The organism is Azospirillum sp., assembly GCF_050789165.1.
Genome location: NZ_JBOZRT010000051.1, coordinates 1 through 12,998, shown reverse-complemented (window position 1 = coordinate 12,998; position 12,998 = coordinate 1). Strand labels below are relative to the sequence as shown.

The 12,998-nt window shown below is 71.0% G+C and carries 14 protein-coding genes; 6 read left to right on the top strand and 8 right to left on the bottom strand.

What is annotated here, in order from left to right:
- The first annotated feature begins 25 nt into the window (after positions 1-25).
- Complete coding sequence (locus ACRWK7_RS12545) at positions 26-238, top strand: hypothetical protein (protein ID WP_431856562.1); 213 nt, start codon at positions 26-28, stop codon at positions 236-238.
- A gap of 4 nt (positions 239-242) precedes the next feature.
- Here the strand turns inward: ACRWK7_RS12545 and ACRWK7_RS12540 are convergent, their stop codons facing one another.
- Positions 243-2,687, bottom strand: coding sequence for a response regulator (locus tag ACRWK7_RS12540; protein ID WP_431856561.1), 2,445 nt, complete (start codon positions 2,685-2,687; stop codon positions 243-245).
- 232 nt (positions 2,688-2,919) lie between these two features.
- On the bottom strand, positions 2,920-3,507 hold the full coding sequence (locus tag ACRWK7_RS12535; RefSeq protein WP_431856560.1) for a cold-shock protein: 588 nt from the start codon (positions 3,505-3,507) through the stop codon (positions 2,920-2,922).
- 226 nt (positions 3,508-3,733) lie between these two features.
- Between ACRWK7_RS12535 and ybaK the strand changes: the two genes are divergently transcribed.
- From ybaK to ACRWK7_RS12520, 3 genes are read left to right on the top strand one after another with little or no spacing between them, the layout of a single operon-like run.
- Positions 3,734-4,216 (top strand): Cys-tRNA(Pro) deacylase, encoded by a 483-nt coding sequence (ybaK, locus tag ACRWK7_RS12530; RefSeq protein ID WP_431856559.1) that lies wholly within the window; start codon positions 3,734-3,736, stop codon positions 4,214-4,216.
- 17 nt (positions 4,217-4,233) lie between these two features.
- On the top strand, positions 4,234-5,019 hold the full coding sequence (gene kdsB / locus ACRWK7_RS12525; RefSeq protein WP_431856558.1) for a 3-deoxy-manno-octulosonate cytidylyltransferase: 786 nt from the start codon (positions 4,234-4,236) through the stop codon (positions 5,017-5,019).
- Complete coding sequence (locus ACRWK7_RS12520; RefSeq protein ID WP_431856557.1) at positions 5,016-5,660, top strand: histidine phosphatase family protein; 645 nt, start codon at positions 5,016-5,018, stop codon at positions 5,658-5,660. The genes kdsB and ACRWK7_RS12520 overlap by 4 nt, the downstream gene beginning before the upstream one ends.
- Before the next feature lie 37 nt (positions 5,661-5,697).
- Here the strand turns inward: ACRWK7_RS12520 and queG are convergent, their stop codons facing one another.
- The 5 genes from queG to ACRWK7_RS12495 are packed head-to-tail and all read right to left on the bottom strand — an operon-like array spanning position 5,698 to position 11,313.
- Positions 5,698-6,849, bottom strand: coding sequence for a tRNA epoxyqueuosine(34) reductase QueG (queG, locus tag ACRWK7_RS12515; RefSeq protein ID WP_431856556.1), 1,152 nt, complete (start codon positions 6,847-6,849; stop codon positions 5,698-5,700).
- A complete protein-coding gene (queF, locus tag ACRWK7_RS12510; RefSeq protein WP_431856555.1) occupies positions 6,836-7,303 on the bottom strand; it encodes a preQ(1) synthase in 468 nt (155 codons plus the stop codon). Before queF ends, queG begins: the two co-directional genes overlap by 14 nt.
- Positions 7,300-8,454 carry a tRNA guanosine(34) transglycosylase Tgt gene (gene tgt / locus ACRWK7_RS12505; protein ID WP_431856554.1) on the bottom strand — a complete coding sequence of 385 codons (1,155 nt, stop codon included), beginning with the start codon at positions 8,452-8,454 and terminating at the stop codon, positions 7,300-7,302. The genes queF and tgt overlap by 4 nt, the downstream gene beginning before the upstream one ends.
- Positions 8,451-9,479 carry a tRNA preQ1(34) S-adenosylmethionine ribosyltransferase-isomerase QueA gene (gene queA / locus ACRWK7_RS12500; RefSeq protein WP_431856553.1) on the bottom strand — a complete coding sequence of 343 codons (1,029 nt, stop codon included), beginning with the start codon at positions 9,477-9,479 and terminating at the stop codon, positions 8,451-8,453. Before queA ends, tgt begins: the two co-directional genes overlap by 4 nt.
- 49 nt (positions 9,480-9,528) lie before the next feature.
- Positions 9,529-11,313 (bottom strand): ABC transporter transmembrane domain-containing protein, encoded by a 1,785-nt coding sequence (locus tag ACRWK7_RS12495; protein ID WP_431856552.1) that lies wholly within the window; start codon positions 11,311-11,313, stop codon positions 9,529-9,531.
- Positions 11,314-11,462: 149 nt separating this feature from the next.
- On the opposite strand from ACRWK7_RS12495, the gene rpmE reads away from it, so the two are divergent.
- Positions 11,463-11,684, top strand: a complete 222-nt coding sequence (rpmE, locus tag ACRWK7_RS12490) for a 50S ribosomal protein L31 (protein ID WP_431856551.1) — start codon at positions 11,463-11,465, stop codon at positions 11,682-11,684.
- Positions 11,685-11,763: 79 nt separating this feature from the next.
- Here the strand turns inward: rpmE and ACRWK7_RS12485 are convergent, their stop codons facing one another.
- Positions 11,764-12,177 (bottom strand): DUF1465 family protein, encoded by a 414-nt coding sequence (locus ACRWK7_RS12485; protein ID WP_431856550.1) that lies wholly within the window; start codon positions 12,175-12,177, stop codon positions 11,764-11,766.
- 252 nt (positions 12,178-12,429) lie between these two features.
- Here ACRWK7_RS12485 and ACRWK7_RS12480 point away from each other — a divergent pair, with 252 nt between their 5' ends.
- Positions 12,430-12,888, top strand: coding sequence for an Hsp20 family protein (locus ACRWK7_RS12480; RefSeq protein WP_431856549.1), 459 nt, complete (start codon positions 12,430-12,432; stop codon positions 12,886-12,888).
- Positions 12,889-12,998 lie beyond the last annotated feature (110 nt).

Here is a 12,998-nt window from a genome sequence, read left to right as displayed (position 1 = left end):
TCCGCGCCGCCCCATCCTCCAGGGCATGACCCGCGGCACCCTGTTCCTGATCGTCCTCCTGGTGGCGGCCTGCGCCGGCGCCATCGGCTGGGCGGCGTACCAGCTCTACCTTGCCTCCGACAGCATGAGCGTGCACGGCTGGCTGGCGCTCGGCCTCGGGTCGCTGGGGGTGGCGCTGCTGACCTACGGGCTGATGCGGCTGGTCTTCCTCTCCAGCCGCGGCGGCTGGGACCAGTGACGCGCTACACCGGCTCCGCCGCGCGCAGGCGGTCGAGCACGCGGCGCAGCTCGGCACCGCCGTAGGGCTTGGCGAGGATCGCGGAGCCCGGCGCCGAGGAGTCGAAGCCCTCCACCATGTCGCCGTACCCGGTGGCCAGCACGACGCGCAGCGCCGGCCGGCGGCGGCGGGCCGCGCGGGCCAGCTCGGCGCCGCTCATGCCGGGCAGGCGCATGTCGGTGAACAGCACGTCCACCTCGCCCAGCGCGTCCATCTGCTGCAACGCAGTCTCGGCGTCGGCGGCCTCGCCGACCACGCGGGCGCCGACGTCGGTCAGCAGCTCCAGCGCCGACATGCGGATCAGCTCGTCGTCCTCGACGATGAAGACCCGCGGTGGCTCGGCATTGGGCGGCTCGGCGGCGGGAGGCGGCGGCGCGGACGGCGGCGGGGCCGGCTCGGCGCGGGGGCCGAGCGCCGCCCGCACGGCGCGCGCCAGCTCGGCGCCGCGGTAGGGCTTGCGCAGCAGCGGGTAGCCGTGCACCACGCCGTGCTCCGAGGTCAGCGCCTGCGCGGTGTAGCCGGAGGTCAGCAGCACGCGCAGCCCTGGGCGCAGTTCCTGCGCATGGCGCGCCAGATCGGCGCCGTTGACGCCGCGCGGCATCACCACGTCGGTGAACAGCAGCGCGATGCCGTCCGCCGTCGCCAGCACCTCCAGCGCCTCGACGCCGTCCGGCGCGGTCAGCACGCGGTAGCCGAGCGCCTCCAGCGTGTCCACCGCGACGGTGCGGACGTCGGGATCGTCCTCGACCACCAGCAGCGTCTCGCCGGCGCCGGCCAGCGCGTCCTCGCTCTCCTCGAACGGCGGCGCCTCGGCCGGCTCCTCGGCGCCGATGGCGACGGGCAACCAGATCTGCACGGTGGTGCCGATGCCCGGCCCGCTCTCCAGCCGGACCTGCCCGCCCGACTGGCTGACGAAGCCGTAGACCTGACTCAAGCCCAGGCCCGACCCCTTGCCGACGTCCTTGGTGGTGAAGAACGGGTCGAAGACGCGCGGCAGCACGTCGGGCGGAATGCCGCTGCCGGTGTCGCGCACCGCCACCACCAGCCAGTCGCCGTCGGCAAGATCGGGGGGCGCCTCGGGAGCCGGCAGGGTCAGCCCGCGCGTCGATACGGTGATGCGCCCGCCGGGCGGCGTGGCGTCGCGGGCGTTGACCACGAGGTTGAGCACCGCCGCCTCGAACTGGCTGGTGTCGACGCGGCAGGGGTGCAGGTCGCCGCCGAGGTTGAGGGTGACCTCCACCGCCTCGCCCACCGCGCGGCGGATCAGCGGCTCCAGTTCGCGCACCAAGCGGTTGAGGCCGGCGACCTCCGGCCGCAGCGGCTGGCGCCGCGCGAAGGCGAGGAGTTGCTGCGTCAGCCGCTCGCCACGGCCGGCGGCGGCCAGCGCCCCGCCGACCAGCCGGCGCACCCGCTCCGGATCGTCGGCCGCGCGCTCGACCATGTCCAGGTTGCCGACGATGACGGTCAGCAGGTTGTTGAAGTCGTGCGCCACGCCGCCGGTCAGCTGGCCGATCGCCTCCAGCCGCTGGGCGCGGGCCAGCTGCGCCTCGGCGCGCTCGCGCTCGGCGATCTCGGCCAGCAGCAGGCGGTTGGATTCGGCCAGTTCGCGCGTGCGCTCGGCGACCAGCCGCTCCAACTCGTCGCGCGAGCGGGCCAGCGCCTGCCGCGCCTCCTGGATCTCGGTGATCTCCGCCAGGCTGCCGATCCAGCGCGTCGGCCGCCCCAGGGAATCGCAGACCGGCAGGCCGCGCACCTTGAACCAGCGGTATTCTCCGTCGTACCGGCGCAACCGGTATTCCAGGTCGTAGCTGCCCCGCCCGGCCACCGTCGCCGCCCAGGCGGCGCGCACGCGCTCGCGGTCGTCGGGGTGGATCGCCTCCAGCCACCCCTCGCCGAGGTGGCGCTCGGCCGGCACGCCGGTGAACTCGATCCATTGCCGGTTGAGGTAGTCGACGCGGCCGGCGCCGTCCGCCGCCCAGACCAGCTTGGGCATCGCCTCGACCAGGGTGCGGAAGCGCTCCTCGCTCTGGTGCAGGGCGGCCACCACGCCGCGCAACCGGTGCGCCACCCACACCACCGGCAGGCTGGTGAAGGCGAACAGCACCAGATTGGTGGCCTCGGTCGTCGTCAGCAGGCTGAGCGTCAGGCGCGGCGGGAAGAGGACGTACCACGCCAGAACGCTGCTCAACGCCCATGCCGACAGGCCGGCCCGCGCGCCACCGGCCAGCGTGGCGATGAGGATCGCCGGATAGAAGGTGGCAAACGGAACGAGGTTCAAAAGGAACGGGTCGAGCGCCAGCCGCACGACCAGCGCCAGCACGACGCACAGCACAGCGGTGCCGTGCGCGCGCAGCGGATCCGGCCGATACACCACGAGGCGGTCGAGGCTGCGCGCCAGCAGCGTCGTCACGGTCTCCGGTCCTCCAACTCCCAGTTTCGAGTCCTTATTATCGGCATTCCCGGCGCGGCGCAAAGGCGCCGCCGTCGTATACCACCCGTCCAATCCGCCGAGTCGGCCCCCTTCCGAACCGCCAAACGCGAAAAGGCCGCCCCGAGGGGCGGCCCTTCATGCACGGACGGCAAAGGGTGCGATGCCCTGGGGCACCGCACCCTCGGCGTTCAACGACGCGGAGGCTGGCGGATCAGACGACCTCGACCCGCTCCGCCTCGGGGCCCTTGGCGCCCTGGCGGATGGTGACGCGCACCTGCTCGCCGTCGGCCAGGCCGTCGAGGCCCGAGCGCTCCAGCGCGCGGATGTGGACGAAGATGTCCTTGCCGCCGCTGGCCGGGGCGACGAAGCCGAAGCCCTTGGTCGTGTTGAACCACTTCACGGTGCCGTCGACGACCTCGCCGCCGCCGCCCTGGTCGGCGTAGCGGTCGTAGCCGCCCCGATCATACCCCCGATCATACCCCCCGCCGTAGTCGCTGCGCGGCGCGCGCGGCGCGCGCTGCGGCGCGCTGGCGGTGGAGGTGTCCACGGAGTGGACGGTGGCCACCTGCAGGCCCTTCGGGCCGCGCGACAGGTCGCACACGATGGTCGCCCCGTCCGGCAGCGCGTCGTGGCCGGAGAACTGAACGACGGTGGAGTGGAGGAAAGCGTCCGGCGAGCCGTCATCGGGGGTGACGAAACCGAAACCCTTGGTCGGGTTGTACCACTTGACGGTGGCGCGGATGTCGCGATGCGTGATCTCGGGAGCGCGGAAGGCGTTGCGCTGCGGGCGGTCGAACATGAACAAGTCTCATGCAAGAAGTGACGCGCCGCGATCCCATACGGATTGCGGCTCGGAGAAGATGACGCGAGTTTGAGAGCATTTCAATCGTCATTGTCCTCGCCACGGGAAAAACAACATTGTACGCCTCGCGCTGGCGAGTCCGTGTGCACACGGCACGTCCTTCGGCGGAGGCATATAGACCTTTGGCCAGGGGGAAACGCGAGAGACTCGGAAGGGAAAGACTATGGCGAGCAAGGGCACACCCGCGGTCAACGCGGCCAAGGCGGCGGGCATGGAGTTCCGCCTGCTGGAATACGAATACGATCCCAGCGCCGACGCCATCGGCCTGCACGCCGCGCAGGCGCTGGGGCTGGACCCGGCGGTGGTCTACAAGACGCTGGTGGCGCAGCTCGACACCAAGGCGCTGGTGTGCACGGTGATTCCCGCCGGCGCGCGGCTCGACATGAAGGCGCTGGCGCACGCCGCCGGGGCCAAGAAGGCCGACATGGCCGACCCGGCGGTGGCCGAGCGCTCGTCCGGCTACACGGTCGGCGGCATCAGCCCGCTGGGCCAGCGCAAGCCGCTGCGCACCTTCATCGACTCGAGCGCCGAGCCGCTGCCGGAGATGGTGGTGAACGGCGGCCGGCGCGGCCTGCAGATCGCCTGCAAGCCCGCGGATCTCGCCCGCGCGCTCAAAGCTGTGCTATGCCCCATCACGGTGAAATGAGTCTTCGGAAGGCCGGCATGGACATCGCCATCGTCATCCCCTCGCGCTACGGCTCGAAGCGGCTTCCCGGCAAGCCGATGCTGCCGATCCGGGGCAAGAGCCTGCTCAACCGGGTGTGGGCCATCGGCAAGGCGGTGCGGGGCGTCAGCGAGGTCTTTGTGGCCACCGACGACGAACGCATCGCCGAGCACGCCCGCAGCTTCGGCGCCGTTCCGATCATGACCTCCCCCGACTGCGAGAACGGCACCGAGCGCGCGCACGCGGCGATCCGGACGCTGGCCAAGCGGCCGGACGCGGTCATCAACCTGCAGGGCGACGCCGTGCTGACGCCGCCCTGGGTGGTGCAGGCGCTGGTCGACGCCTTCCACGCCGACCCGACGGTCAGCATCGTCACCGCGGCCGTGCACTGCTCGTGGGAGCAGCTGGCGGCCCTGGAGGAGCACAAGCGCGCCAACCCGGCCAGCGGCACGCTGGTGACCATGGACCGCACCGGGCGGGCGCTGTACTTCTCGAAAAACATCATCCCGTACCTGCGCACCCGCGACACGTCGAAGAAGCCGCCGGTGTACCGGCACATCGGCATCTACGGCTATTCGGTGGAGGCGCTCGACCGCCTCGCCACCCTGGAGCCGACGCCGCTGGAGCAGGCCGAGCAGCTGGAGCAGCTGCGCGCGCTGGAGAACGGCATCCCGATCCAGGTGGTGACGGTGGACTACCGCGGCCGCACGCACGGCTCGGTGGACGCGCCGGGCGACGTGCCGGTGGTGGAGGCGATCATCGACCGCGAAGGGGAACTGGTGTGAACCTGATCTTTGCCCGGCACGGCAACACCTTCGGCCCCGGCGACAAGGTCGTCTGGGTCGGGCGCGAGACCGACCTGCCCCTGGTCGAACGCGGTGAGGAACAGGCGCGCGAGGCCGCGGAAGCGTTGCGGGCGGCCGGTCTGGTGCCGGCGTCGGTGACCTCGGGCACGCTGAAGCGGACGCGCGGGTTCGCCGGGATCGTGCGGGACGCGCTGTGCCCGCAGGTGACGGCGGTGCAGGACCCACGGCTGGACGAGATCGACTACGGCGCCTGGGCCGGCCTGAGCTCCGAGGAGATCGCCGCGCGGCCCGGCGGCACCGCGATGGCCGAGGCGTGGCAGAAGGAGGATGTCTGGCCGGACGGCGCGGGATGGCGTTCGACGCAGGCGGAGATCCTCGACGCGCTGCGCTCGTTCCTCGACGAGCTGCTGGCCACGGCGAAGGACGGCAAAACGCGGCTGGTCGTGTCGAGCAACGGCACGCTGAGATTCGTGCCGCGGCTGCTGGGAATCGCCGAGCCGGGGGTGTCCTACCAGATGAAGACCGGGCACCTGGGGCTGGTGCGGCGGAACGCGGACGGGGCCCTGAAGCTGATGTGCTGGAACGCGAAGCCGGCGGAGTTCGCTGCACAGCAGGTGTGAAGGGGGGCCACGAACGCGCTTGCGTCGGCCCCCCACCCTAACCCTCCCCCACTTCGCGGGGGAGAGAACTCCGCCGCCCGCCCCTTCCCCCGCGAAGTGGGGGAAGGCTGGGATGGGGGTCCAACGGACGAGCGTCGTCGGCCACGGGCGCCCGCTCCAACCGTTCCACCGCCCACCGAGCCGCATCCCGCACCGCCTCGTCGGGATCGTCCAGCAGGCCACGCACCACGTCGATCTGCGCCGGATCGCCCGAGTTGCCCAGCGCGATCAGCACGTTGCGCACGAACCGGTCGCGCCCGATGCGCTTCACCGGCGAGGCGCTGAACAGCGCCCGGAAGCCCGCGTCGTCCAGCCTTGCCAGCTCCGCCAGCCGCGGCGCCGTCAGCTCCGCGCGCGGCTGGAACGCCGCTTCCTTCGACGCGGCCGCGAAGCGGTTCCACGGGCACACCGCCAGGCAGTCGTCGCAGCCGTAGACCCGGTTGCCGATGGCTTCCCGGAACTCCTCGGGGATCGGCCCCTTGTGCTCGATGGTCAGGTAGGAGATGCAGCGCCGCGCGTCCAGCCGGTACGGCGCCGGGAAGGCGTCGGTCGGGCAGACGTCCTGGCAGCGCCGGCAGGTGCCGCAGTGGTCCTTGTGCGGCTCGTCGGGGGGAAGCTCCAGCGTCGTGTAGATCTCGCCGAGGAACAGCCAGGAGCCGTGCGTGCGCGACACCACGACCGTGTGCTTGCCCTGCCAGCCCACGGACGTCCGCGCCGCCAGCGGCTTCTCCAGCACCGGGGCGGTGTCGACGAACACCTTCACCTCGCCTCGGAAGCGGCTGACCATCCACTGCGCCAGCTGCTTCAGCCGGCCCTTGATCAGGTCGTGGTAGTCGCGGTTCAGCGCGTAGGCGGAGATGACGCCCCGGTCCTTGTGCGCCAGTTTCTCCAGCGGGTCGAAGCCCGGCGCGTAGGAAGTGCCGAGCACCACCACGCTGCGCGCCTCCGGCCACAGGCCGCGCGGGTCCTCGCGACGCTCGCGCTTCTCCTCCATCCAGGCCATGGAGCCGTGGTGGCCGGCCTCCAGGTAGTCGGCGAGGCCGGCGCGCACGCCGTCGTCCAGCGCGGCGGCGGTGAAGCCGACCGAATCGAAGCCGAGAGACCGGGCCCGCGCCCGGATCTCGGCCCGGATGTCGTCAGCCGCGGCCACGGTAGGAGGCGACGCCCTGGTCGGGAATCCACACGCCCTTCGGCGGCTCGCCGGACTGGTAGAAGACGTCGATGGGGATGCCGCCGCGCGGGTACCAGTAGCCGCCGATGCGGATCCACTGCGGGCTCAGCTCCTCCTCCAGCCGCTTGGCGATGGAGACGGTGCACGCCTCGTGGAAGGCGCCGTGGTTGCGGAAGGAGGTGAGGAACAGCTTCAGCGACTTGCTCTCGACCAGCCAGTCGCCCGGCACGTAGTCGATGACCAGATGCGCGAAGTCCGGCTGGCCGGTGATCGGGCACAGCGAGGTGAACTCGGGCGCCGCGAAGCGCACGAGGTACCGGGTGCCCGGGTGCGGGTTCGGCACGCGCTCCAGCACCGCCTGTTCGGGCGACGGCGGCTGCTCGGTCCGGCCGCCCAGCTGGGTCAGGCCCTGGTAGATCGTCTGGTCGCTCATGCCAGCTCCTTTTTCAGGGGGTCGGGCGTCGCCTCGACGTCCCCCTGCGCCATCTCGGCTTCCCAGGCCGTCGCCACCTCCTCGAAGCGGCCGTCCTCGATGGCGGCGCGCAGGCTCGCCATCAGGTCCTGGTAGAAGCGCAGGTTGTGCCACGTCAACAGCATCGGGCCCAGCATCTCACCCGCCTTGAACAGGTGGTGCAGGTAGCCGCGCGAATAGCCGGTGCAGGTCGGGCAGGAGCACTCGGCGTCGAGCGGACGGTCGTCGTGGGCGTGGCGGGCGTTGCGGATGTTGATCTGGCCGCGCCGCACGAACGCCTGACCCGTCCGGCCGGAGCGCGTCGGCATCACGCAGTCGAACATGTCGATGCCGCGGCGGACCGAGCCGATCAGGTCGCTCGGCCGGCCGACGCCCATCAGGTAGCGCGGCCGGTCCTTCGGCAGCATCGGCGTGGTGAAGTCGAGGACGCGGAACATCTCCTCCTGCCCCTCGCCCACCGCGAGGCCGCCCACGGCGTAGCCGTTGAATCCGATGTCAGTCAGCGCCTTCACCGATTCGGCGCGCAGGTCCTCGTACACGCTGCCCTGCACGATGCCGAACAGGCCGTAGCCGCAGCGCTCGACGAAGGCTTGCCGGCAGCGCGCCGCCCACTTCATGGACAGGCGCATGGAGGACGCCGCCTGATCGTGCGTCGCCGGGAACGGCGTGCACTCGTCGAAGGCCATGGTGATGTTGGAATCCAGCAGGTGCTGGATCTGCATCGAGCGCTCCGGCGTCAGCCGGTGCTTGGAGCCGTCGACGTGCGAGCGGAAGGTGACGCCGTCCTCGTCCAGCGTGCGCAGGTCGGACAGCGACATCACCTGGAAGCCGCCGCTGTCGGTGAGGATCGGCCCCGGCCAGTTCATGAACGTGTGCAGGCCGCCCAGCTGCGCCACGCGCTCGGCGGTCGGGCGCAGCATCAGGTGGTAGGTGTTGCCCAGCAGGATCTCGGCCCCGGTGGCCTTCACCTGTTCGGGGTGCATGCCCTTCACCGTGCCGGCGGTGCCGACGGGCATGAAGGCGGGGGTGTTGACCAGCCCGTGCGCGGTGTGCAGGCAGCCGCGCCGCGCGCCGCCGTCGGTCTTCAGGAGTTCGAACGCCAACCCGGTCACGGGGCCCTCATCAGCAAAGACGTGTCGCCATAGGAATAGAACCGGTAGCCGGACGCGATGGCGTGCGCGTAGGCGGCCTTCATGCGCTCCATGCCGGCGAAGGCGCAGACCAGCATGAACAGCGTCGAGCGCGGCAGATGGAAGTTGGTCAGCAGCACGTCCACCGCGCGGAACCGGTAGCCGGGGGTGATGAAGATGTCGGTCTCCGCCGCGAACGGCGCGAGCCGCCCGTCCCCGGATGCCGCCGATTCCAGCAGGCGCAGCGCCGTGGTGCCGACCGCGACGACCCGGCCGCCGGCGGCCCGCGTGGCGTTCACCGCCTCGGCCGTGTCCGGGGAGATCTCGCCGTACTCGGCGTGCATCCTGTGCTCGGCGATGTCCTCGACCTTGACGGGCAGGAAGGTGCCGGCGCCCACGTGCAGCGTCACCGGCACCCGCTTGATGCCTTTGGCCTCCAGCGCGGCGAGCAGCTCCGGCGTGAAGTGCAGGCCGGCGGTGGGCGCGGCCACCGCGCCTTCCTTGGCAGCGAAGACGGTCTGGTAGTCGGCGCGGTCCTGCTCGTCCGGCGCGTCGCGGCGGATGTAGGGGGGCAGCGGCATGAAGCCGTGCTCGTGCAGCTTGGCGAACAGCCCGGCGCCGCCGACGTTGAAGCGCAGCCGCACCTCGCCGCCCTCGCGCTTCTCCTCGACGACCGCCGAGAAGCCGGGGGCGAACGCCACGGTGTCGCCGACCTTCAGCCGCTTGCCGGGGCGGGCGAAGGCGGCCCAGGCATCGTCGCCCTCGCGCTTGTGCAGCGTCGCCTCGACCTTCACGGCGCCGCGGGCGCCGGTGAGGCGCGCCGGGATGACGCGGGTGTCGTTGTAGACCAGCAGGTCGCCGGGCCGCAGCAAGTCCGGCAGCTCGCGGACGATGCGGTCGGAGAGAGTCTCGCCGACCAGCAGCAGGCGCGCGGAGTCGCGCGGGCGCGCGGGGTGCGTCGCGATGCGGTCGGGCGGCAGCTCGAAGTCGAAATCGGCGGTCTTCATGGAGGCCGCGGGTATACCCCGAGTCGCCTGCCGAAGGGAAGCGGATCCCCTACTCCGCCGCCCGGTCGAACTGCAAGGCTGCTAAGCGCGCGTACAGGCCGCCCTGGCCGACCAGCTCGGCGTGGCGGCCGGAGGCGACGATGCGCCCGGCCTCCATCACGGCGATGCGGTCGGCGTTCAGCACGGTTGCGAGGCGGTGCGCGATGATCAGCGTGGTGCGCTGCTTCATCAGCTTTTCCAGCGCGTCCTGCACCATGCGCTCGCTCTCGGCGTCGAGCGCGCTGGTCGCCTCGTCGAGCAGCAGCACCGGCGGGTTGCGCAGGATCGCCCGCGCGATGGCAAGACGCTGGCGCTGCCCGCCGGACAGCCGCACGCCCTTCTCGCCGAGGTAGGTGGACAGACCGTTCGGCAGCGCCTCCAGGAAGTCCAGCGCGTGCGCCGCCTCGGCCGCCGCGCGCACCTCCTCGTCCGTCGCCTCCGGACGGCCGTAGCGGATGTTCTCCCAGGCGTCGGCGGAGAAGATCACCGGGTCCTGCGAGACGAGGCCGATGCGCCGGCGCACCTCCGCCGGATCGGCGTCGCGGACGTCCACGCCGTCCAGGCGTACCGCGCCGGCCTGCGGGTCGTAGAAGCGCAGCAGCAGCTGGAACACCGTGCTCTTCCCCGCCCCCGACGGGCCGACCAGCGCCACCGTCTCGCCGGGCGCCACGTCCAGCGTGAAGCCCTCCAGCGCCGCGTCGTCGGGGCGCGAAGGGTAGTGGAAGCGCACGCCCTCGAACGCCAGCGCGCCGCGGGGCGGCGCCGGCAGCGGCTTCGGCTGGGCCGGCGGCTGCACGTCGGAGCGGGTGGCCAGCAGGTCGAACAGCCGCTCGGTGGCACCGGAGGCGCGCTGCAGGTCGCCGACCACCTCGGACAGCGCGCCGACCGAGCCGGCGACCACCACCGCGTAGATGACGAAGGCCGACAGCTCGCCCGGCGTCAGCCGGCCGGCCAGCACGTCGTGCCCGCCGACCCACAGGATCAGCCCGACCGCGCCGAACACCAGCACGATCACCGCCACCGTCATCAGCGCCCGCACCTTGACGCGGGCGATGGCGACGTCGAAGGCGTCCTCCACCCGCCCGGCGAAGCGGGCGCGCTCGTGCGGCTCGTGGGTGTAGGCCTGCACCGTGCGGATGCCGGTCAGCGTCTCGTCCACGTGGGCGCCGACGTCGGCGATGCGGTCCTGGCTGTCGCGCGACAGCCGGCGCACCCGGCGCCCGAACAGGATGATCGGCGCCACCACCACCGGCACGCCCAGCAGCACCAGCCCGGTCAGCTTGGCCGAGGTGAGCATCAGCATGCCGAGCCCGCCGATCAGCAGCAGCAGGTTGCGCAGCGCGATCGACACCGAGGAGCCGACCACCGTCTGCAGCAGCGTGGTGTCGGTGGTGATGCGCGACAGGATCTCGCCCGTGCGCGTCGTCTCGAAGAAGCCGGGGCTGAGGCTCAGCACGTGGTCGTAGACGGCGCGGCGGATGTCGGCGACCACCCGCTCGCCGATCCACGACACCAGATAGAAGCGCCCGAAGGTGCTGGCCGCCATCAGCACGATGACGCCCAGCAGCACCAGCAGCGCACGGTCGAGCAGCGCCGCGTCACCGGCGGCGAAGCCGCGGTCGACCAGCACCCGCATGCCCTGCCCGATGCCCAGCACGGTGCCGGCCGCCGCCACCAGCGCCACGAAGGCGCCCAGCATCCGCAGGCGGTACGGCCACAGGAAGGGAACCAGCCGGCGCAGCGGCTTGAGGTCGCGACGCCTCTCGGCGGCTTCGTCGGTCGGCTGTTCGCGCACCGGAAATCCTTGGCTTTTGACTCTGTCTGAGCGGCCATATGGCACGCCGGGGGGCCGTGCTCAAGATTGGCGGCGCCATGCGCACGGAACGGGTTGCATCCCGCCGATGTCGCCGCTATAAACGCGGCTCGCTTTTAGGGACCTCGGCCATGAAGAAAGACATCCATCCGGATTATCACGAGATCACCGTCGTCATGACCGACGGCTCCTCGTTCACGACCCGGAGCACCATGGGGAAGGCCGGCGACACCATTCGCCTGGACATCGACCCCAAGTCGCACCCGGCCTGGACCGGCGTGCAGAAGCTGCTGGACACGGGCGGCCAGATCGCCAAGTTCAACAAGCGCTTCGCCAACTTCGGCATCAAGTAAGTCGAAGTCCGCTGCGACTGCGAAAAGGGCGCCTGGATTGCCAGGCGCCCTTTTCGCGTTTCCTCGTCGCGGCCGGGATCTACCCCACCGCCAGCTGCGCGACCCGGTCGCGGAACTGCTCGTCCAGGCGGTGGACGCGCATGTAGAGGCGATGGCTGCGCTCCAGCAGGCTGCGCAGGCCGCCCGGCAGGTCCTCGTTGTCGGGGCCGGAAGGGTCGGAGCAGATCTCGCCGCCGGACAGCGCGAACTCGTCGGACGCGGCGACCTCCTGGCTGATCTCGCCGGCGTGCACCGCCTTCTGCGCCAGCAGCCACGCCATCACCTGCGTCAGGCGGCTGGTCACCCGCATGCTCTCGTAACTGATCTGCAGGCGGACGTGCGGCGGCAGGCTCCGGTGGTCGCCGGATTCGTGGTAGGCGATGTAGTTGCGCGCCTCGATGAGCAGCGCCATCGTCTCGTCGTACGTCCCATTGAAGAACGTGGCAGCGATCACGGCCGAGTCCCTCCCGCGGCCGCGAGGCCCGTAACCGAGCGTGGCGGCAACTGATTAACAAAAAATGAGTTGTGCCGGGTCCCCGACAGCCCCCCCGACTCTTGTCGGAGGCCCCTCTTGAACGGCGTGAAGCCCTGACTATGTCTAACGGCGCTGGCGGACGCCCATATGGGGTCGGCCGGCGCAACGCCAGCGGGAGCCGACCGGAATGGTGGTTCCCGATCGCAATATCGCTCTCTTGGAGGATATGTCATGCGTACCTACGACCTTTCGCCTCTGTTCCGTTCGACCGTCGGCTTCGACCGTCTGACCCGCCTGCTCGAAGGCGCGACGACGTCCGACGAGGCCGTGTCCTACCCGCCCTACAACATCGAAAAGCTGGGCGACGACGCCTACCGGATCACCATGGCCGTTGCCGGCTTCGGTCCGGAGGATCTTGAGATCACCGCGCAGCAGAACTCGCTGGTGGTCACTGGCAAAGCTAAGAAGGAGCAGGAGACCGGCCAATTCCTCTACCGGGGTATCGCCGGTCGCGCTTTCGAGCGCCGCTTTCAGCTGGCCGACTTCATCAAGGTGAATGGCGCCAAGCTGGAAAACGGCCTGCTGCACATCGAGCTGGCCCGTGAGATCCCCGAGGCGATGAAGCCGCGCGCCATCAAGATCGAGACGTCCAGCCAGCGCCAGCCGGCGCTGACCCAGCAGGCGGCGTAACGGAACGCCCGTCCGCACGACGGCGCCCCGGAAACGGGGCGCCGATTTTTGTTTTGGAAGCGGTTGCGCCGGCCCCCCACCCAACCCTCCCCCACTTCGCGGGGGAGGGC